The following is a 20,213-nucleotide window of genomic DNA, read 5'->3' as shown; positions in this document are numbered from 1 at the left end:
TTGTATTAAAAAGGAAAGATAATGACAAAAGAGATAAAAAATCTAAAACAATTTAGCAAAAGTGCTGAAAGATTTGAAGGTGCGCATTTATTGTGTCCGGGTTGTGCGCATGGTATGATTGTGAGAGAGGTTTTAAATGCAGTTGATGGACCAATAGCTATTGGAAACTCCACTGGCTGCCTAGAGGTTTCAACAGCAGTATATCCGCATACTTCATGGAATGTGCCATGGATTCATATCGGTTTTGAAAACGGCTCGACCGCTATTTGTGGTGCTGAAGCTATGTATAAAGCCCTTGAGAGAAAAGGCAAATACAAAGGGCAAAAGCCTAAATTTGTAGCATTTGGTGGCGATGGTGCGACCTATGATATTGGATTCCAATGGATTAGTGGCTGTTTTGAAAGAGGGCATGATTTCACATATATTTGCCTTGATAATGAAGTGTATGCTAACACTGGCGGACAAAGAAGTGGCTCTACACCGCTTGGGGCTAGCACCTCCACAACACCAGCAGGAAAAGTAAGCTATGGTAAAAAGCAAAAGAAAAAAGACTTGCTAAGCATTATGGCGGCACATGGAAGCCCCTATGTCGCACAAGTTGCACCAAATAAATGGAAAGATATGAATGCTAAGATAAAAAAGGCGATTGACACAGAAGGACCTACTTTTATCAATGCTATGAGTGCTTGCACGACTGAATGGAAATTTAACTCAAATCACACCGTTGAAATGAGTGATTTAGCCGTAGATAGCCTTGTATTCCCATTGTATGAAATCATTGATGGGCATGAGTTGCGTATCACTTACCGCCCTAAAAATGTCATTCCAGTTAGAGACTATCTAGCCGCACAAGGCAGATTCAAACACTTATTTAAACCAGAAAATGAGCATATCATCGAGCAATTTCAAAAAGATGTTGATGCTAGATGGGAGCTACTACAAAGAAGAGAGGAAGCGAAATTATAATACACTTTTCGAGTTTGCTATTCTCCATAACTATTCTTTTAAAACTATTGGGATTTGGATTTACTTGATGAAGTAGATTGAATCCTTAGAATCTCTACATGCACTCCCCATGCTATCCAATCGCTTTTTATTGACCCTAAGACACTACAACTCTTAAGTTATATGAAGTTATCATAGAGTATATAATTCAATCCGGTTTTATAGCCATTTGAGTGGACTGCTGGGTTCTAGCGTAACCGCAAATTCTAAATCCTACATTCATTGTGGTGTTTATGGAATCTATAAAGTATAGTATACCTATAAAATAACCCACAAACAAATTTTCACAAACAAAAAAATCACAAAACTTACAATTTTGTTGTATAATTTCTGCTTTGTGGAAAAACTCACATGTCAATCCTAAAAGTTGGTTGCCCTTTTTTGTGTGTTCAAGCTTAGGCTTGGTTTTACTGCAAATTCAAGGGTTAATGGGCATGGTGGCAAAACCAATTCACAAAATTTACTATTAAATTTTAAGGAGCTATATAATGGTTACTATGAAAGATTTGTTGGAATGTGGTGTGCATTTTGGACATCAAACAAGGCGATGGAATCCAAAAATGAAGAAATTCATCTTTGGTGTGCGTAAAAATATCCACATTATTGACTTGCAAAAGACGCTGCGTTACTTCCGCTACACTTATAATATCGTGCGTGATGCGGCGAGTGAGGGCAAGGTTATTATGTTTGTTGGGACAAAAAAACAAGCAAGTGATACTTTGAGAGAGTATGCTGAAAAAGTAAATGCACCTTATGTAAATTATCGTTGGCTTGGTGGTATGCTCACAAACTTTAGCACGATTAAAAAGTCAGTAAGAAAGCTTGAGATTATTGAAGAGATGGAATCAAGTGGGCAAATTGATCTTTTGACAAAAAAAGAAAAACTTATGCTTATGCGTAAAAAAGAGAAGTTAAATAAATATCTTGGTGGGATACGACATCTTAAAAAAGCCCCGGATATGCTTTTTGTTGTTGATGCACTGAAAGAAAAAATTGCGGTTGGTGAGGCAAGAAAACTTGGCATTCCAGTAGTTGCACCACTTGATACAAATTGCGATCCAGATTTAATCGACTACCCAATTCCGGGCAATGATGATGCGATCCGCTCTATTCAGCTTTTCTGTAAAGAAATAAGCGATGCGATTACAGAAGGGCGTGAGATGAATGGCATTGAGGGTGAAGAAAATACAGAGAGAACAGAGCCGCTACCTGCTACAGATGCTGAAAAAGATGAGGTAATGGCAGAATTACAAGCAGAAATGGAAAAAGAGTTTCAAGCAAAAGAAGGAGAATAAAAATGCGTGATGAGACTAAAGAAGCATTGCAAAATGCAAAAGATGCAATTAGCGAGGCAGGAAAGCAAATAAAGCAAGAAGTGCAAGAGATTTCTGCAAAGGTTGTAGCGGAGTTGCGTAAAAAGACTGATGCAGGTATCATGGAATGCAAAAACGCATTGAAAGAATGTAAAGGAAATATTGAAGAAGCAATAGAGTATTTACGCAAAAAAGGGTTAAGCAAGGCAGCTAAAAAGGCAGATAGAATCGCAGCTGAGGGCGTTATCGCAATGAAAATTGCTGATGATTTCACAAAGGCTACTTTGGTTGAGGTGAATTCTGAAACAGATTTTGTAGCTAAAAATGAAGATTTTCAAGAGATTGTTGCAAATATCCTTGATTTAGCGTTCAAACGCTCATTAAACACAACAGAATCTTTAATGCAGCTTAGCGTTAATGGTGAGTCTTTTGAAGATTATTTAAAGCAAAAGATTGCCATTATTGGAGAAAATATTGTTATCCGCCGTGTTGCTACTATCACATGTAAGCCAAATCAGCTTATTAATGGATACTTGCACCATAATAAAAAGGTGGGGGCAATAACACTTTTAAGCGTTGAAAAAGATGAAAATGTGTCTAAATTGAATGAATTTAGCAAACTTTTGAGTATGCATATCGCGTCTATGAAGCCAAAATTTTTGAGTTATAAAGAGCTTGATAAAGATTTTGTAGCAAAAGAGAGAGTAGCTATTGCTGCGGAATTAGAGAAAGAAAATGAAGAGTTAGCAAGACTGAAAAAGCCATTGCACCGCATTCCAGAGTTTGTAAGCCGCAGTGAGCTTAGTGAATCTGTATTGAAAGCAAAAGAGGAAGAATTGCGTGCTACATTAAAGGCTGAGGGAAAACCAGAGGCAATTTGGGATAAGATTATTCCGGGTCAGCTAGATCGCTTTATCCTTGATAATACGATTTTAGACCAGAGATTAACCCTATTAGCACAGCTTTATGCCCTTGATGATAAAAAGACTATTACACAAGTATTAAATGAAAAAAGCAAAGAGTTAAATGACAATATACAAGTAGTATCTTTCATAAACTTTGAGCTAGGTGAAGGTATTGAAAAGAAAGTGGATAACTTTGCTGAAGAAGTTGCAGCACAAATGAAGTAAATTTTTGGTTAATGCTGATGGATTTGTTAAGATTATAACAAGTATGGATTCTGCGAAATCCATATAGCATTCTTAGTGAAATTGATTTCATCACGACTCATATACATAAGCTAAAGATTATTTTTGAAGACATATTAAAGCAAGGCATATAGCATTATGATACAGCGAGGTGGTTATAGAATCTTTATGCTATATGTGAAACAATTCTATATTGTTTTTAGCTATATATCCTTTTTTATGATTACATTCTATCAAGTTCTATATGCTAAACAGAGTATAGATAAAGCACAAGATTCTATAAACGCACAGCAAATGCAAACCTATCCAAACACTACGCATAACACATTGCAAACTTATTCGATTATACACGATCTTCGCACAGCATTTGAGCCTTACTCCAGCATGGATACACAATATCAGGCTATACTAAAAAACTATAATGAAATGCTAAAAAATACACACGATTCTAGCACTTATCCGCAAAACACTATGTCTATACGAAAGCGATTAGATTCTAAATCTTTTCATACCCAAAACTCATCTAAATCACTAGGGCTAGATTCTAAAACACATGCTACAAGCCACACGCAAACAAAACAAGATTCTATACTACGACAAGAAACACAAGATATAGAATCTAACTTTACGCCAAATACCAAAGAAGCTAGAGAATCTATACTCCATGTATCTACACAAAATACCAAACATTCATACAATGTAGCACCAGATTCCACAAATAGCACCCTAAATCCTATCATTACGCAAGAGTTAGATTCTACAAATCGCTATGTTACCTATAGGGATTTTCTAGCTATTCTTGATACATTTTGTTGCTCTGTGTCCCTGCCAAACACCATTATTAATAGCTTTGATTTAAGAGATTCTAAACAAGCCTTGCAACACATAGAATCTAGACTAAAAGATTCTATCCCACAAGATTCCCCATTAAAAGATTCTGTGCAAAACACACAGAATCTAGCACAAAAACAAGACACAAAAAGCAAACAAAATAACACAAAGACAACTATCAACACAAGCCTACTAGCCCCAAAATGTGTAAAAAAGAAGTTTAATATCACAAAAGATGAAAAGCTAAATATCCACACCTTGCTACACGCCCTAGCAAAAGAGTGTGATTTCTCCATACAATACACACATAATGCCAAACAAAACCTACACAATCAACAAAACATAACGCTAAATATACGCGACAAACCGCTTGACTTTGTGCTAGAAATGCTTTTAAGCGATATGTTTTATAGCATAGATTCTAATCGCTTGATAATCAGTGATATTTCCATGCAAATGTTTGCGATAAACTACATTTCAAGCACAAGAATGGCTCAAAGCAACACTGATGTCCTATTCGCACAAGAACAACATGAAAACTACGGCTTAGGATACAATGGATTCTACAATAGCATGACTCCAAACTACACACAAAACTATTCTACACAAAACTATGCGTGGCAGAATCTAGCAAATACACAAACTTCACAAAGAGAAAATCAAAGCATGCCAGGCTACCTTGATAATCTTTCATTACGCAATCAACTTCGCTCTCAAATGAGTTCGGCTAATACGCGTTTTGGCAAAAGTGGAACAAAGGTGTATTCACTTGATGAGATTAACTTTTGGGCAGATATAGAATCTAAGCTTCACATTATGCTTGATACAAAGCTTGGCGATAAATTCATGATTGACAAAGGGGCGGGGCTTATTGCAGTATGGACTACAAAGCAGAAGATGAGAGAAGTCTCACAATTTTTGCAAGATTTAGAGCAAAAGATGAATATGCAAGTAGCCATTGATGTGGAGATTCTATCACTCATACATTTTCAAACAAATAATGTTGGCATTGACTGGCAGCAAATATTTTCTATCTTAAATCCTACGCAATCAAGTCTTAATATCGCATTTGGCGGTGGGGGTGCAATGCTTACACTTGGTAATAATAATGCTGATTTACAAAGTATTTTTAATCTCCTACGCACTTATGGCGATTTGCGTAGTCTTAGCAATCCAAAGATTATGGCATTAAATAATCAACCAGCATTAATTAGTGTCGGCTCTGTCCTTCGTTACACACAAAATCTCGTGTATCAATCAAATAATACAAATACGACAATCCAAAATACAAGCACGCAATACCCAAGCGTTTTTGCAGGGATATTGCTTGATATTACTCCATCAATTAGCCATGATTCTGTAATCTTACGCATTAATCCATCTATCACAAAGACAAAAGACCCAGATATGGAAAACGCCGCAGACGCCTTAAAAGCACCTCCAAACCTTAGCACAAATCAACTCTCCTCAATCGTAAAATTAAAAGATGGCGAACGAGTGATTATTGGCGGATTATTAAATAATGTCGTCCAAAATACAAGCCAAGCTATACCAAAGATAGGCGAAAACAAATGGCTAAAAAATATCTTTGGCAAACAAAGTCGCACAAATCGCAGCGAAGAGTTAATAATCATCATCACACCGCATATTATACGATAACATTTTTACATGCAAGATTACACGAGTAAGCATATCTCCACCACAAAGAATTTACATTTTGTTGTTACAATACACGCTTTGCAAAAACAAATCTAATTTTATTTCAAGATTCCTTAAAGGTTAATACATGCGTATCAAACAACTATGTATCATATATATACTCTTGCATATACACATAGCCTATGCGATAGACAATATAGAAAGTCATACTAAAGACTTGCAAACAATAGATTCTACAAAAGATTCCCAAGAAAACACGAAAGAAAGTCCTAAAGAAGATTCCAAGCAAAAAGATTCTAAACAAAATGCACTAGACCAACGCATAAGTGATGATTATGCACGCATACAAACACCACCTTTTCATTCAAAAACACTTGATGTAAGATCATTCTTTTCGCATTTTAAGTTTTATGAGCCATGGTATATATTACCTGCATATTATAGCTTTAGTGATATGTATAGCCCGGATCTAACACGCACAGAGATTAAAGCACAAATAAGCTTTCGTTTAGAGTTATTAAGCGATGTGATGTGTAAATATTGTGCTTTTAGCTTTGATTACATGCAAAGAATCTATTTGCAAACTTATAATGACCCACAAAGCGCACCTTTGCGTGATACAGATTTATCGCCTGCGATAAGCTTTATATATAAAAAGCCCATTCCCATTGCAAATGGCGATGGTGGCTATTTTAACTGGTTTTCTATTGGATATCGACATGTAAGCAATGGCGAGAGAGAAAATATATATGATTCTGATCCGCGTCAAGAAGCATGGGGTGGTAAGTTTGTAAGATCTAAAGCATTTGATAGAGTGGTATTTGAAACAAATTATAAATATAAGGATTTCAATGCGAGATTGCGTGCGTGGATGAATATCTCTGCGATCGCTTATGATGGTGCAAAAACAAATGGAGATATTGGCAAATATATGGGATATGGAGATATAAAGCTATCTTACACATATAAAAATAATCATTTTGAGCTATATCTAAACAATATTTTTAATAATTATTTTAGCCGTGATTACTGGGATTGGAAAGGGCATGTAGAGCTTGGATATAGCTATGGTGTGAGTAAGCATTATGCCATTTATGTACAGTATCTCTATGGACACGGCGATAGCTTATATGAATATAGTTTGCCTGTAAATCGAATTGGCGTAGGCGTGCGTTTGCGTGATTTTTAGATTCTGGGTTTTCATAAAGATTTAAGTTAATATAGTTGCTTACACATTCTAACTTTCAATGATTGCCATGCTAAATGTAAAAAGATCTCTAAATTTAGAATCTAACTTTAACCTTAGGTAAATACAGAGCTAAAGGTTAAAATGTTATGTGTGTTAATATTGTTTGAATTAGTGTTTGAGTATTTTTAGCGATTTAAAGTGTAGGTAAAAATATTTTTTCGCTAAATTTATTTACCATAATACTATTTTTTATGTTAGAATAACTCTTCCGTTTTACATAATGGATCTTTAGCTCAGTTGGTTAGAGCGCTCGGCTCATAACCGAGTGGTCGTAGGTTCAAGTCCTACAAGATCCACCACTCTCTGTTTTTTATATACAATAATCTTGAAAGTCTGTGTAGTCAGAATATCTTTTTGTTAATAAAACTACCCAGCAATATAATCTAGGTATTATCAAGAGTTCATATTGCACCATGTATGTGACACAAGATAGATAATTTATTATTTTTGTAAGTATGGATTTAATAATCATCAATAGACTCGAGCCTATATAAAATCTTTACCGATTATGTATATAGTAACAAAATAAGCAATTCTATTGATAAGTGCTTTAACATAGCAGTAATTAATATCTAAGATATTAAATCTCTGCGGTATACAAGTTTGAAACAATATTGATCGCATTATATCTTCCTTCTAGGGTCTAGTGTGCCATAGATAATACCTGTTTTTGGGTCAATTAAGATAGCATTGACATCGCCCATTGTGTCAGTTTCAATGACTTTATATCCCATTCTTTTTAGAATCTCTTGCGTGTCTTTATTGATAGAAAACTTCTCAATATCTAGCGTATCTGGCTGCCATTGCATGTGAAAGCGTGGGGATTCTACGGCGGTTACAAGATCCATTTTATAATCAATGAGATTTACAATCACTTGAGCTACAACACTTATAATCTTCCCACTCCCCGGGCTTCCAAGCACAACATATAGCTTACCATCTTTTAGAATCATAGTAGGACTCATCGTGCTTAGCGGTCGTTTGTTTGGTGCGATAGCATTATTTGTGCCTTCAATCATGCCATGCCTGTTTGGATAGCCGACTTTGATAGAGAAATTCTCCATTTGATCATTGAGCAAAAAGCCATAGCCACTCACAGCTGCCCCAGAGCCATAGCGTCTATTAAGCGTATAGGTAACACTGACTGCATTTCCCCATTTATCCACCACAGAAAAATGCGTGGTATTGCTGCCTTCATGCAGGTTTGGATTATTATTTTGCTTTATTTTGCCTAAACCCGGGATTATCCTATCGCTTGGTGTCGCCCTATTTGTCTTTATAGAGCGATAGACTTCTCTAGCATATTCCTTGCTTAAAAGTGTATCTAGGGGTAAATCAATAAAGTCTGGATCGCCCATAAAACTAGATCTATCAGCTTGTGCTTGTCGCATGGCTTCTGTTAAGAGATGAATGCTTTTTGATGATGCAAAGCCGAGTTTAGCCATATTCGCATTTTCGATAATGTTTAGAATCTCAAGGATATGCGCCCCACCACTGCTAGGTGGAGGCATGGTGATAATATCATATCCACGATAAGTCCCGCGTAAAGGCTTTCGCCATTTTACTTCATAATCTTTTAAATCTTGCAGTGTGAGTATGCCCCCACCTTTTTGAATATCGCTTACCATCGCTTTTGCAATTTCGCCTTGATAGAATGCACTCTCGCCTTCTTTTTGCAAGATTCTTAAAGTCCTTGCTAAATCTTTTTGTATGAGTATATCGCCATCTTTATAGACTTCGCCATTCTCTTTTAAGAAGTATTTAGAAGAATATTCAAACTTTGCAAAATCACTTTGGACTTCCTGCATAGTCTCTTGCTGTCTTTGCGTTACCATAAAGCCCTTTTCTGCTAACATAACTGCTGGTTCTAAAAGCTCACTAAGCGTTTTTGTGCCATATTTATCAAGCATGGCACTCATGCCTTTTACACTACCCGGGACGCCAACAGAGAGATAGCCTGTAACAGCGGCATTTGGGATAACCTCACCTTTAGAATCTAAAAACATATCGCGACTAGCCGCCTTTGGTGCGACTTCTCTAAAATCAAGGGCGATGTCTTCTCCATTTGCTAAATGGATAAGGGCAAATCCACCACCGCCAATATTTCCTGCCGCAGGGTGAGTAACTGCTAGGGCATAGCTCACTGCAACCGTTGCATCAATGGCATTCCCACCGCTATCTAGCACGGCTTTACCAATGGCATTTGCATAAGGACTGCTTGTCATAGTAAGCCCGCTTCCCTCTCTATCTTTGATGGGGACATAGCTTGCGGCATTTATATGTGTCATGCTAAACAATATAGCACAAAGTGCGAGAATGCTAAATATTCTATTCCGTCTTATGCCACAATCTAGCGATTTTAGATATGATAATAACATGCTTATCCTTTTTATGATTTCATCTCAAAAGACTTTTATTATAACTTAGTTTGTAACTAGAAATATAATATTTTTATATTCACTTAGCAACACATAATAAAACACTCTCTCTAACACTCAAAAACACACAAACACATAAAAGCCTTGTATAAAGGGAGTGAGAGAATGTGCTTTGCCATAAGCTCTAGCGAGTCTATTCTATCTTGACTAAACATATCAGTAGCAAGACTTGCCATTTGCACATAATCTATCTCTGATTCTATGGTTTTTTCCAAAAGATTATTTTTGCTTGAAATCATATTAATTGTTTGCTGCACGCCTAGCCCAATAAGCATTAACAAATAACGATAAGCGACACTTTTGACTTTTATATATTTTTAATTTTGCTTCATAAAAATACGCTTGTAAAGACAGGCTATAATACAGAATCTATGTTATTATTTTTTGCGTTTCAATATGAAATATTTTTAGATTCCATATTTACACTATTTTTATAATACACTAAGGATTAAAAGCATGAAACTCCAACTCTTACATGATATTGCACGCTTATTTTGCACGCATAAAATGGTTACTTATATCGCACGGATTAGTGATAATGTGATACATATACGACTTGATAGCATAAATTATTTTATCGATTTAAATAAAGGCAATCCGCGTATATACAGCACTGATGGCATACTCAAAACAAAGCAATATAATGCACCATTTGACATTGCAATGAGTAAATATATCTACAAAGCTAACATTAAGACATGCAAACTTGATGGTATGAATAAGATTCTAAAGCTATACTGCACATACAAAAGCACATATAAAAGCATTGAAACACTTTTTCAAATCGAACTCATAAATCGTGCTACAAATGCGATCATTGTGCAAGATGATAGAATCATATCTGCGTTACGATTTAGCGATTCTTTAAAAAGAGCAATCTTACCTAAAATACCACTTGCACCATTAGACCAACCACATTTTCTAAAAACTTTTACTGATAATAGCACTGAAGATACATTGCAAATGCTTAGAGAAGAATATAATATTATGCAAAAAGGTTTGCTAGACCAAAAGCGAGAGAAAGTCTTACAGAATCTAGAAGCAAAAAAAGCAAAGCTTACCAAACTCTTAGAATCCCTGCCAGATATTGACACGCTTACAAGAGAGAGAGAGACAAGCTTTATGCTTGCAAACTATATTTTAACGCATTTAGATTCTATACCAAATTATGCGACAAGCCTAAGCATTGAAAACAAAAACTATGAAATCCCATGTATGAATAAGCCAAGTCTAGCAAGTGATAAGCTTTTCAAACAAACAAAGAAGCTAAAGCAAAAAATAGAACATATACACAAACAACAAGAAAATCTAGAATCTAAAATCATTTTTTTAAATAATCAAATCGATTTTGCAAAATATGCAAATAGCCAATCTCTAGACATACTCGCACCAAAAAAACACACTACAAAGAAGTTACAAAAAAGCCATTATGCAAGCTTTTATATCGATGGGGTAAAAATCAGCATAGGTAGGAATGAGCGAGAAAATATCAGGCTTTTGCAAGATTCTAAGGGGGATTTTTTATGGTTACATATATGCGATATCCCATCATCACATTTAATTATCCATGCAAATAAAGTGAGCGATCAGGTGCTAGAATACGCAGGAATACTGCTTGCAAAACTTTGTGGCATAAAAGATAACAAAATTGTGATAGACTATACAAAACGCAGGTTTGTGAGACTGACACAAGGCGCACATGTAGTCTATGCGAAAGAAAATAAGCTACATTTACAGCTAAATAAGGAGTAACAAATGGCTTTAAATACTATTGGAAATATGACCTATATCAATCAAGCAAGTAGTGCGACATCAGCCTTGCACGCAAATAACATGCCACACCAAACTCCGCTTAATCACGCAATCTTTCATGAGCAAATGCAAAAAGTAGAAGAAGTGCGACCCGCAGAAGAAATGCATAAAACAGATGATAGAGAGGGCAGTGCTAAACGAGAGTTTGATGAAAAAGAAGAGAAAAAGGAAGAAGAGAGCAAAGACTTCCAAGAGCAAATGGAAAATGCAGCAATAACCCCAAAGAAAAAGAAAGATGATAGAGTAATCACAGAAGATGAAATGCTTATGCGACCAGAAACGCATTTACTTGATGTGAAAGGGTAGGGCAAGGTTAGGGTAGGGGGCTACAACTCTCATTGTGTTGCAATGAAATTAGATTAGAAAGCATATATTCTTAATTAAGAAGTCTCATCGCGTGAAGATATTGTTGCAATAAGAATCTTTTTTAGAATCTAGGTTTGAATAAAAGTTTCTTAAAAATAGATTCTGTTATCTTATTTTCAGGCTTGAGTATTTGCCACTTCACCAAAAGTCTTTATCAAAAATTCTTCAATATTGTATTTCTTGCGGTGATTTTCTGTGAAAATATGCACGATAACTTCGCCTAAATCAATGATAATCCAGTCTTCACTCTCTTCATCAATCGCATAGAATCTTACCCCCTTTGCTTTAAGATCTTCTTTAAGATAATGCAATAAAGATAGTGCGTGTTTTCCTGCCATAGCAGTAGCCACGACTACAAACTGCGATAAATAGCCCTTATTTGCGACATCAATCACTTCAATAGACTCTGCCTTTTTGGAATCTAAAATATCTTTTACTGCTTGGGCTAGATTCTGTGCGTTAAGTAATGAATTTTCTATCATATATGTCCTTTTTATAATTTAAACTTTATGTAATAACTTATAAGATTCTATCACATCATATCGAATATTTTCTGGAATCTCATCTTTATAATACTCTAAATTTTGAATGATAAGGCTTGAGGCATAAGGATATGAAAAATGTAAAAATTGCATGTTTAGATTGTGCTTTTGTGCGAATGCTTTACATATATTTTCATTATTTACATTCAAGCAATCTTTAGTTATGCGATTAAAGACTATGAAGCAAAGATTCTCTCTTAAAACTTCAAAATAGTTCCATTGTGGCAGCTGTAAGAAGTTATCCTGCCCTAAGATAAAATACATGGTAGATGGCTTATAAAGATTCTTAAAATACTCCATGCTTTCTTTTGTCGTTACAGGTTTGTTTTGTAATATTTCATAATCACTGCATAGAATCTTATCATATTTTTCACATACTTTTTTTATCCATGCAAGTCGTTTTTGTGCGGAGATTCTAAAATGTGCTTTAAGTGGATTTTGATAGGCTACAAGCACGATTAATAAATCTAGATTCAATGCAATCAAAGCCTTCTCAATAATGCCTACATGCCCTTTGTGTGGCGGGTCAAAACTCCCACCAAAAATAGCAAGATTCACTCTTATTTGCCTTTTTTAGAATCTCTATATTGCTTTGCTTTTTTTGATAGCACAAGAAAGATTATAAACGCACTGCCTGTTACAATAAGGATTGTACTCCATGCTTCAAAATGTGAGAAAGGCATACTAAAGTCAAACACTCTTTTTCCAAATATTTCAAATCCCATATTTTCCCTTTCTATTTTAATATCATTGCTACTTAATATCGCTTTTGCGAGTTTTTATAATCCATAATAAAAACAATGCAATCCCCATCATAACGCAACTTAGAATCTGCCCCATACTAAGCCCTAAGAAGTAATAGCCCATCTGCACATCAGCTTCCCTAAAATACTCTGCTATAAATCGTGCAAGACTATATGCAAACGCATAAATAACGATAAGCATACCCTCAGTTTGATTTTTTTTAGAAGCAATCCACACTATAATAAAGACAACAATGCCCTCCAAAAACGCCTCAATCAGCTGGCTAGGATAACGCAACGCCCCTTCCACATAGATTCCTATAAATTTTAGTGAATCTTCTTCAATCACCCTGCCATACAACTCTTTATTTAAAAAATTCCCAATTCTCCCAAACACATAGGCAAGCGGCACACTCAAAGCGACTATATCAAGCAGAGCAAAAATATTTGCCTTTTTCACATAAAAGAACAGAAATGAAGCAAGTAAAAAGCCAAAAACAGCACCATGAAAGCTCATACCCGCAATACCCACAAATCGCCCATCAACATAGGGGTTGAAAGCTTCCCAAGGGTGTGTGAGATAAAACATAGCAGAATCTGTATAAATAAAAAGATAGCCAAAACGTGCCCCAAGCAAGATTCCGACCTCAACCCATATAAAATAGCTATCTATAATCTTTGAATCAATATGTGAAAAACGCGGCATAGTTTTGACAAAATATTTCGCAAGAAAGAAACCAATAAGCAAAGCCGACACATACGCCAAGCTATACCAATGGATATTAAAGCCAAACGCACTAAAGGCAATGGGACTAAAATGAGAGTAGATTTCATTCCAAAAATTCATAATATAAACTCTATAACTATTAAATTAAAAAATCTCAATTATACATAATGTGTGATGATTTTTTAGCAAATAGTGTATAAAATTTGATTTTTGCGATATTTTTCAAGTCGATACCATAAGGTTTTTTAAAATTTAAAAATAATTAAAACAATATATCTTTCTAATACTTCATGCAACAGACAAAAACTGATAAATTTCGCGAAAGAATAAAAATGATAACTGAATACAAAGGAAGATGGTGGCTCGAGGCAGAATCGAACTGCCGACACAAGGATTTTCAGTCCTTTGCTCTACCGACTGAGCTATCGAGCCATTTTGAGTTTAAGCAATAAAAAGAAGTAATTCTACTAAAATAAATATTAAAAACAACTTAAAGTAAATATAAAATTTAATTTTTAATGTTGATTCTAAAAAAGATAAGTTACAGAATCTAAAATGTTAAATACATGTGTTTTAGAGAGATTGCTGGAATAAAGTCATAGAATCCTTCAAAGCAAATCTAGAAAATTTCACATTTGTTGTAGATATTCTAAGACATTGAGTATAATTTTATTTCTATACTATATTTATAAGCTATTTGGATTAACTCTATGGATTTTTTACAAAAAATATTTTTTGAATTACCGCTTATTGCAAGTTTTTTGGGTGGGATTCTAAACTTTCTTGCACCTTGCATTCTGCCGCTTATACCATCTTATATGAGCTATATTTCTGGGAGTGTGCTACATGATGAGACAAAGTATTCTCGCTTTAGTATGTTTCGCAATGCAGTGCTTTTTGTCGCTGGGTTTGGACTTGTATTCTTTTTGCTTTTTTTAGCCATGTTTCAAATTATCGATAATTTTTTTAATTATCCCATTGTGCGATATATTTCTGGCGGTATTGTTATCCTTTTTGGTATCCATTTTTTGGGAATCTTTCATATTGCAATGCTTAATCAAACAAAGCAATTAAACCTACAAAAGCTAGAACAACATAAGATTCTAAGATTTATCGCACCATTTATTATAGGCGTGGGTTTTGCGGCGGGCTGGTCGCCTTGCTCTGGTCCTATTATTAGCTCTATTGCCCTGCTTGCTTCTATGAATGAGGGACTTGCTATATACGCTAGTTTAGCTTTTATAGCCGGGCTTTCACTCCCTTTTTTATTATTAGCTCTCTTTTTAGACAAGGGCTTAAATCTCATACGCAAAGCAAAAAAGCAATTAAGAGTTATTGAGAAAATATGTGGTATCTTTTTAATTGGCATTGGAATCTTAATCATTTTGGGTGATACTTCTTTATTTATGAGTTAATGAAAGGATAGATATGCAAGAAGATAAAATACAATGTTTTAAAAATGCGAAAATATTTGATGATGAAAAGGGCTTTGTGCAAGGCAGTGTGTATGTGCAAAATGGCAAGATTATACAGGTTATACAAGATTCTATTTCGTTTAGAGATGATTTGCGAGAATGCGAAGAGATTGATTGCAACGGATATGCGATATTGCCAGCTTGTATTGATATCAATGTATTTCCACTTGATAAAAAGCTTGGGGCAAAGCCCATACACACACTTGCAAATAAGGCACTTTATGGCGGTATCTCTACCATCTTTCTTAATCCATACACACAGCCAAGCATTGATAATGAAGCTATGAATGCCCTTATTGAAAGCATTAATTCACACAATAGTATAAATATTTATCCACTTATTGCAAGCACAGATTCAGAATCTAGACTAAGCAATATCGATACATTGCATAGTCTTAATAAAAATGCAAAGGCAATTTTTAGTAATTCTGCGATTGGGTCTAATCTCTTATATCAAAGTATGCAATATGCTAAAATGCTTGATTTACCACTTTGTGTATTTGCATTTGATTTCAATATCGAGCAAGGTGTGGCGTATGAGAGTGCGTTTGCAAGGGGGCTTGGGCTACCTATGATAACGCCGATAGGGCAAATTAAAGAAGTGGCAAAAATAAAAGAAATGGCAAAGTTTCTTGATATTGAAGTCATTTTTATGTCTATGAATATAGCCCATACACTCGATATGATTTGCCATGAAAAAAACATGCACGCACAAGTTGGACTCCCACATTTAATCTTTAATGAACAAAGCATAAAAACCTATGATACACGCTACAAAATGACCCCGCCCCTGCTTACTCGGAGTAAAAAAGAAAAACTTGTAAAAAGATTGCAAGAGGGCAAAGTCTCTCTTCTAACAAGTATGCAGCAAGAAGTCTCAAAGCAGTATAAGGAGCAGGTATTTGAATATGCAAGTGAGGGTGTATCTGGTATTGAATACTTTTTTAGCCTTGCCTATACCTTGCTAGTGAAAGAAGAGATTCTGTCAATGCGAGATTTAGTAAAGCTTACAAGTAGCAATGCAAGTAATCTTATGCGACTAAATAAAGGGCATATTGCTACACAAAGAGATGCTGATTTTATGATCGTTGATTTGGAGGAAAAATTTGAAGTTTTAGATTCTACGAGTTTGTATCATGGTTTAGAGTTATATGGGAAGATTAAATATATGGTAGTTGATGGCAAGTTGTATAAATTGTGATTGCATTGTAATGAAAGTTTAGTGAGAAATCAGCTTGCATGAATTAAAAATAACTCTGTGGGATATGGTGTTAGAATCTATAGCTAAACGATGTGTAATTAAGTTTATATATCTTTCATTATTTTCGTGGAATCCAGTCTCTATTCAAGACATCAAAACAAACCTATGGAATCTGCTTATCACACCATCCAATCTATTAACCAAATCTCATGAGTTACCACACATTAGTCAGTTTGTAAAAGCTAATTTTTATGGAATCTAGCTAGAAATACAAACGAAATCGTAATAACAAAGCTATGCCATAGATTTCCAAAATAAACGATGTTTTCTTAATCTTAGAAAGAATTTTAACTGCTCTAATGGGCTAGAAATCTAGGGTATAATTAACTGGTTTCTAACATTTCCATCCCAACGCACGAATAAATCATGTGGTATATCAAGCATATCAAAATATTTACCGACTAAAAAATCATGCAAGGATTCTAAATCACAAATACCGCCATAATACCCAGCAATAGGTGGTGCGATATATACACCAAGATTAGCAAGCTTTGCCATATTTTCAAGTAAAATAGCGCTTAAGGGCATTTCTCTTACGCCAAGTATTAGTTTCCTCTTTTCTTTCAAACACACAGCACCTACACGAGTAAGCAGATTGCTTTGCAAGCCATTTGCAATGCTTGATAGTGTGTTGCTGCTTGTTGGTAAAATAATGCAGGATTCAAAATAAAAGCTGCCACTTGCTAAAGGGCTTGTCATAGAATCATGAATCACGAGATTATCCGTGCGTATCGCATTGATAAGATTTCTAAGATTTTGTTTCTTTTCTGCTTGACAAAGCATGGCTGCATTTTGCGTTGGCACAACATAGAGTGCACGATCTTTTGGGAATCTCTTTATAAAATGCAATGCCAACTCAATACAGCTTCCACCGCTTATACCAAGCACAATAGGCGTATAACTCACTCAAAAATTCCTTATATTGTTAAATAATCGATGATTTTATAGTAACTTTGTCGCGATATATGAAACTTCATGTGTTAAACCTGCATGAAATAATTCACATTTTTACACATAATGCATAAAAATGCAATAAGCATTGAGGTGAAAAAAGTATTATAGGATTTTTTATGTTATGCTGTAAGTCTAATCTTTAATTTGGGAGTTTTAGTTATGAAGAGATTTTTGCTGTTATTTGTTATGTTGTCCGGCTTTCTTTTTGCGGCGGTAAATATTAACACTGCTAGTCAAAAAGAGCTTATGACATTAAATGGTATCGGTGAAGCAAAGGCAAAAGCGATTATTGAATATCGCACAAAAAATAGATTCAAAAAGATTGAAGATATTATGCAGGTAAAAGGCATAGGGCAAGCGATCTTTGATAAGATTAAAAAAGATATTGTTGTAACGAGCCAACCACAAACAACAAAAAAATAATTTTTGTATCCGCTTTATATGTGATAAATATCACAATGGTGTGATTATATTTTTTTGCTGTAGTGCATGATTAATCCATGTTTCGTGGCGTTTTGCTGTGCTAGATTTTGTGAAGCAAAAAGCAAGATCTTTGTGTCAAAATGCAGATGAGATTGTGTTTGATTTGCATAGTTTAATTGAAAGCATGGAATTGGAATTATTGTCATTTTTGAGCTTTTATAAAGAATCTAAAGTTATTGAAACATGGAGTATTTTGAGTTCATATTAAAATACAACATGTATAATCCGTTGCCATTGGAGTATTATTTAGCTTTTATTTAATCTAAAACGATGAAAGTTTTATATCATTTTCCTTATTTATTAAATAAGGAAAATATTGTGAATATGCTTGAAAATCTAGTCTATGAAGCCCTTTGTATAGCTATTGAGGCTGGAAAAATCATTATGAAATTCCATGGTGATACTACACATATACAAAAGGCAGATAAAAGCCCTTTAACACAAGCAGATTTAGAATCTAATGCCTATATTACACAGCATTTACAAGCAATAAGCCCATATAAGGTATGTTCTGAAGAAGCAGTTTTAGAGTATAATGAAAGAAAGGATTTAGAGTATTTTTGGCTTATTGACCCGCTTGATGGCACAAAGGATTTTATAAGTGGCAATGGCAACTTTACAATAAATATTGCTTTATTGCATAAAAATGAAGTCGCACTTGGTGTCGTATATGCCCCTTGCCTTTATGAAGCCTATATTGGCTTAAAAGGCTTTGGTAGCTTTTCATATAATATTTGTGATTTTAAAAACTTTGCGTGTATGAATCTTGAGAAAAAATCTCGTATTGAATGGCTTAAAACGCATAAGATTCTACTTGCAAAAGAGTATGTAAAAAAGATTTATGGAGATAATTTAGAGTTTTTAAGTGGCGTAGATTCTCATATTAAACAAGAGATTCTAAAAAATATTGATGAGTATATAGAATCTAGCCATGCTTCTAAAAGTGCAGAGAGTTTTGAGAAAATAGATTCTATGCCTCTAGCTAATCAAAAAAGGCTTCTTGCTTGTGACTCTATCCACCATAGCACAAAGGCGACAGAAGAGTTCCTACAAAGATATAATGCCCTCGTGTTAAAGAGAGGCTCATCGCTTAAGATTTGTGCGTTAGCAAGTGGTATCGCTGATATTTATCCGCGTATGAATGGCACGAGTGAATGGGATACTGCCGCAAGTGAGATTATTTTACTAGAATCAGGTGGGATTACGCTTGATTTACAGACAAAAAAGCCCTTGTGTTATAATAAGGAAAATATCCGTAATAATCATTTTGTAGCTTTTGCAAAATCACATAAAAATGGTGATATTTATAGGGATACTATTGAATCGTGATAGTAAATAAAGGCGAGTGTATGCAAGAAATATCTATTTGCTCCCTAAAAGATAATCCAAGTTTGCTAGAGAAAGCACAAATTTTTCTGCTAAAAGCATGGGCAGATGAGAAATCAGAAAACTTTTATAAAGAAGTTTTGCAATGTTGTGTTAAAACAAGCGATTTTATCCCACATTTTCTTTTTGCAATAGATAAAGACAGAAAGATTATTGGTTGTGTTGGTATAGCATTGCAAGATTTTGTCTCATGTGTAAATCTTTATCCATTTTTAGTGGCATTATATGTGGAAGAAACCTATCGAAATAACGGCATAGCAAGTATGCTTATTGGGAAAGCAAAAAGAGATTGCAAAAATGCAGGTTTTAGCAATCTATATCTTTGCAGTGATTTATGTGGTTTTTATGAGAAGTTTGGCTTTGTGTTTCACAGCATGGCTTATGATGTTTTTGGCTTTAATAACCGCATTTATCATTGTGTTTTAAAGCCCAATGAATGTGCCACATTTGGACTTTAAAAATATAGAAGTTTTATGACAAGATTCTTTATATCCTTAATAAACTTCTAACCTTATGTTTTTAAACGCTAGAAGAAATATGCCAATAATGTATTAAAGATGAAGCTGCTTGTAATTCACATCAAATATATTGGTAAATAGGAAAAAGGCGAAGTCGCATAATAGGTCATAGCCAAATTCCAATGCTTCACAAAGGCATTATGCAAGGTATATTACATATAAATATAAGTATTTGTGATGCATAAAGGGTGGTATTGATAATATGCTGTATAATAATCGCTATCAAAAAAATCCACGAAATCCAACTTGTATTCTACCAAAACCCTGCATAACACCCAGTGTATTGCCATTTACGCCCCCACC

General features: G+C 34.7%; 20 protein-coding genes and 2 tRNA genes. 13 read left to right on the top strand and 9 right to left on the bottom strand.

Annotated elements, in window-relative coordinates; translation table 11 throughout:
- The first annotated feature begins 21 nt into the window (after nucleotides 1–21).
- From T368_RS0102525 to T368_RS0102500, 6 genes are all read left to right on the top strand, one after another.
- Complete coding sequence (locus T368_RS0102525) at nucleotides 22–966, top strand: thiamine pyrophosphate-dependent enzyme (protein ID WP_004084301.1); 945 nt, start codon at nucleotides 22–24, stop codon at nucleotides 964–966.
- Nucleotides 967–1,493: 527 nt separating this feature from the next.
- The gene (gene rpsB, locus T368_RS0102520) at nucleotides 1,494–2,300 is read left to right on the top strand and encodes a 30S ribosomal protein S2 (protein ID WP_004084300.1); all 807 of its coding nucleotides are present in this window, start codon (nucleotides 1,494–1,496) and stop codon (nucleotides 2,298–2,300) included.
- A gap of 80 nt (nucleotides 2,301–2,380) precedes the next feature.
- Nucleotides 2,381–3,448: a translation elongation factor Ts gene (tsf, locus tag T368_RS0102515; protein WP_027338273.1), complete on the top strand. Its 1,068-nt coding sequence runs from the start codon at nucleotides 2,381–2,383 to the stop codon at nucleotides 3,446–3,448.
- 156 nt (nucleotides 3,449–3,604) lie between these two features.
- Entirely contained in the window at nucleotides 3,605–5,956 is a 2,352-nt protein-coding gene (locus tag T368_RS14435) for a secretin N-terminal domain-containing protein (protein ID WP_004084297.1), read from the top strand.
- 127 nt (nucleotides 5,957–6,083) lie between these two features.
- A complete protein-coding gene (locus tag T368_RS0102505) occupies nucleotides 6,084–7,145 on the top strand; it encodes a phospholipase A (RefSeq protein WP_027338272.1) in 1,062 nt (353 codons plus the stop codon).
- Nucleotides 7,146–7,427: 282 nt separating this feature from the next.
- Nucleotides 7,428–7,504, top strand: a tRNA-Ile gene (locus T368_RS0102500).
- 324 nt (nucleotides 7,505–7,828) lie between these two features.
- On the opposite strand, the gene ggt is transcribed toward T368_RS0102500, so the two are convergent.
- The gene (ggt, locus tag T368_RS0102490) at nucleotides 7,829–9,583 is read right to left on the bottom strand and encodes a gamma-glutamyltransferase (RefSeq protein WP_004084292.1); all 1,755 of its coding nucleotides are present in this window, start codon (nucleotides 9,581–9,583) and stop codon (nucleotides 7,829–7,831) included.
- Nucleotides 9,584–9,693: 110 nt separating this feature from the next.
- Nucleotides 9,694–9,900: a hypothetical protein gene (locus T368_RS0102485; RefSeq protein ID WP_230455581.1), complete on the bottom strand. Its 207-nt coding sequence runs from the start codon at nucleotides 9,898–9,900 to the stop codon at nucleotides 9,694–9,696.
- 199 nt (nucleotides 9,901–10,099) lie between these two features.
- On the opposite strand from T368_RS0102485, the gene T368_RS0102480 reads away from it, so the two are divergent.
- Together T368_RS0102480 and T368_RS0102475 are read left to right on the top strand one after the other, a co-directional pair.
- On the top strand, nucleotides 10,100–11,395 hold the full coding sequence (locus T368_RS0102480; protein ID WP_004084289.1) for a DUF814 domain-containing protein: 1,296 nt from the start codon (nucleotides 10,100–10,102) through the stop codon (nucleotides 11,393–11,395).
- Nucleotides 11,396–11,398: 3 nt separating this feature from the next.
- Nucleotides 11,399–11,761 (top strand): hypothetical protein, encoded by a 363-nt coding sequence (locus T368_RS0102475; RefSeq protein WP_004084286.1) that lies wholly within the window; start codon nucleotides 11,399–11,401, stop codon nucleotides 11,759–11,761.
- 176 nt (nucleotides 11,762–11,937) lie between these two features.
- Here T368_RS0102475 and rsfS read toward each other — a convergent pair whose 3' ends face one another.
- The 5 genes from rsfS to T368_RS0102450 all read right to left on the bottom strand — a co-directional run bounded on the left by rsfS (nucleotide 11,938) and on the right by T368_RS0102450 (nucleotide 14,265).
- A complete protein-coding gene (rsfS, locus tag T368_RS0102470; protein ID WP_004084285.1) occupies nucleotides 11,938–12,303 on the bottom strand; it encodes a ribosome silencing factor in 366 nt (121 codons plus the stop codon).
- Nucleotides 12,304–12,321: 18 nt separating this feature from the next.
- Nucleotides 12,322–12,921, bottom strand: a complete 600-nt coding sequence (gene nadD / locus T368_RS0102465; protein WP_004084280.1) for a nicotinate (nicotinamide) nucleotide adenylyltransferase — start codon at nucleotides 12,919–12,921, stop codon at nucleotides 12,322–12,324.
- Between the two features lie 2 nt (nucleotides 12,922–12,923).
- Nucleotides 12,924–13,088: a hypothetical protein gene (locus T368_RS16085; RefSeq protein WP_004084278.1), complete on the bottom strand. Its 165-nt coding sequence runs from the start codon at nucleotides 13,086–13,088 to the stop codon at nucleotides 12,924–12,926.
- Nucleotides 13,089–13,116: 28 nt separating this feature from the next.
- Nucleotides 13,117–13,953, bottom strand: a complete 837-nt coding sequence (gene lgt, locus T368_RS0102455; protein ID WP_004084277.1) for a prolipoprotein diacylglyceryl transferase — start codon at nucleotides 13,951–13,953, stop codon at nucleotides 13,117–13,119.
- A 236-nt stretch (nucleotides 13,954–14,189) separates the two neighbouring features.
- Nucleotides 14,190–14,265: transfer RNA gene (locus T368_RS0102450), tRNA-Phe, on the bottom strand.
- 278 nt (nucleotides 14,266–14,543) lie between these two features.
- Here T368_RS0102450 and T368_RS0102445 point away from each other — a divergent pair.
- The gene (locus T368_RS0102445) at nucleotides 14,544–15,248 is read left to right on the top strand and encodes a cytochrome c biogenesis CcdA family protein (protein ID WP_004084276.1); all 705 of its coding nucleotides are present in this window, start codon (nucleotides 14,544–14,546) and stop codon (nucleotides 15,246–15,248) included.
- Between the two features lie 13 nt (nucleotides 15,249–15,261).
- Complete coding sequence (locus T368_RS0102440) at nucleotides 15,262–16,509, top strand: amidohydrolase family protein (RefSeq protein ID WP_004084275.1); 1,248 nt, start codon at nucleotides 15,262–15,264, stop codon at nucleotides 16,507–16,509.
- Nucleotides 16,510–16,881: 372 nt separating this feature from the next.
- Here the strand turns inward: T368_RS0102440 and T368_RS0102435 are convergent, their stop codons facing one another.
- A complete protein-coding gene (locus T368_RS0102435) occupies nucleotides 16,882–17,475 on the bottom strand; it encodes a UbiX family flavin prenyltransferase (protein WP_004084274.1) in 594 nt (197 codons plus the stop codon).
- Nucleotides 17,476–17,682: 207 nt separating this feature from the next.
- On the opposite strand from T368_RS0102435, the gene T368_RS0102430 reads away from it, so the two are divergent.
- On the top strand, nucleotides 17,683–17,946 hold the full coding sequence (locus T368_RS0102430) for a ComEA family DNA-binding protein (protein ID WP_004084273.1): 264 nt from the start codon (nucleotides 17,683–17,685) through the stop codon (nucleotides 17,944–17,946).
- Between the two features lie 44 nt (nucleotides 17,947–17,990).
- Here T368_RS0102430 and T368_RS15300 read toward each other — a convergent pair whose 3' ends face one another.
- Entirely contained in the window at nucleotides 17,991–18,152 is a 162-nt protein-coding gene (locus T368_RS15300; protein ID WP_155116617.1) for a hypothetical protein, read from the bottom strand.
- Nucleotides 18,153–18,330: 178 nt separating this feature from the next.
- Here T368_RS15300 and T368_RS0102420 point away from each other — a divergent pair, with 178 nt between their 5' ends.
- Entirely contained in the window at nucleotides 18,331–19,335 is a 1,005-nt protein-coding gene (locus T368_RS0102420; RefSeq protein ID WP_034567010.1) for a 3'(2'),5'-bisphosphate nucleotidase CysQ family protein, read from the top strand.
- Nucleotides 19,336–19,355: 20 nt separating this feature from the next.
- Nucleotides 19,356–19,850, top strand: coding sequence for a GNAT family N-acetyltransferase (locus T368_RS0102415; protein ID WP_004084271.1), 495 nt, complete (start codon nucleotides 19,356–19,358; stop codon nucleotides 19,848–19,850).
- Nucleotides 19,851–20,213: the final 363 nt, after the last annotated feature.

Origin of the sequence: Helicobacter bilis ATCC 51630, assembly GCF_000686565.1 — a bacterium.
In the GTDB taxonomy this organism is placed as follows: Bacteria; Campylobacterota; Campylobacteria; order Campylobacterales; family Helicobacteraceae; genus Helicobacter_A; species Helicobacter_A bilis.
The sequence above is the reverse complement of the archived record's forward strand: the minus strand, read 5'-3'. Positions and strand labels throughout refer to the sequence as shown.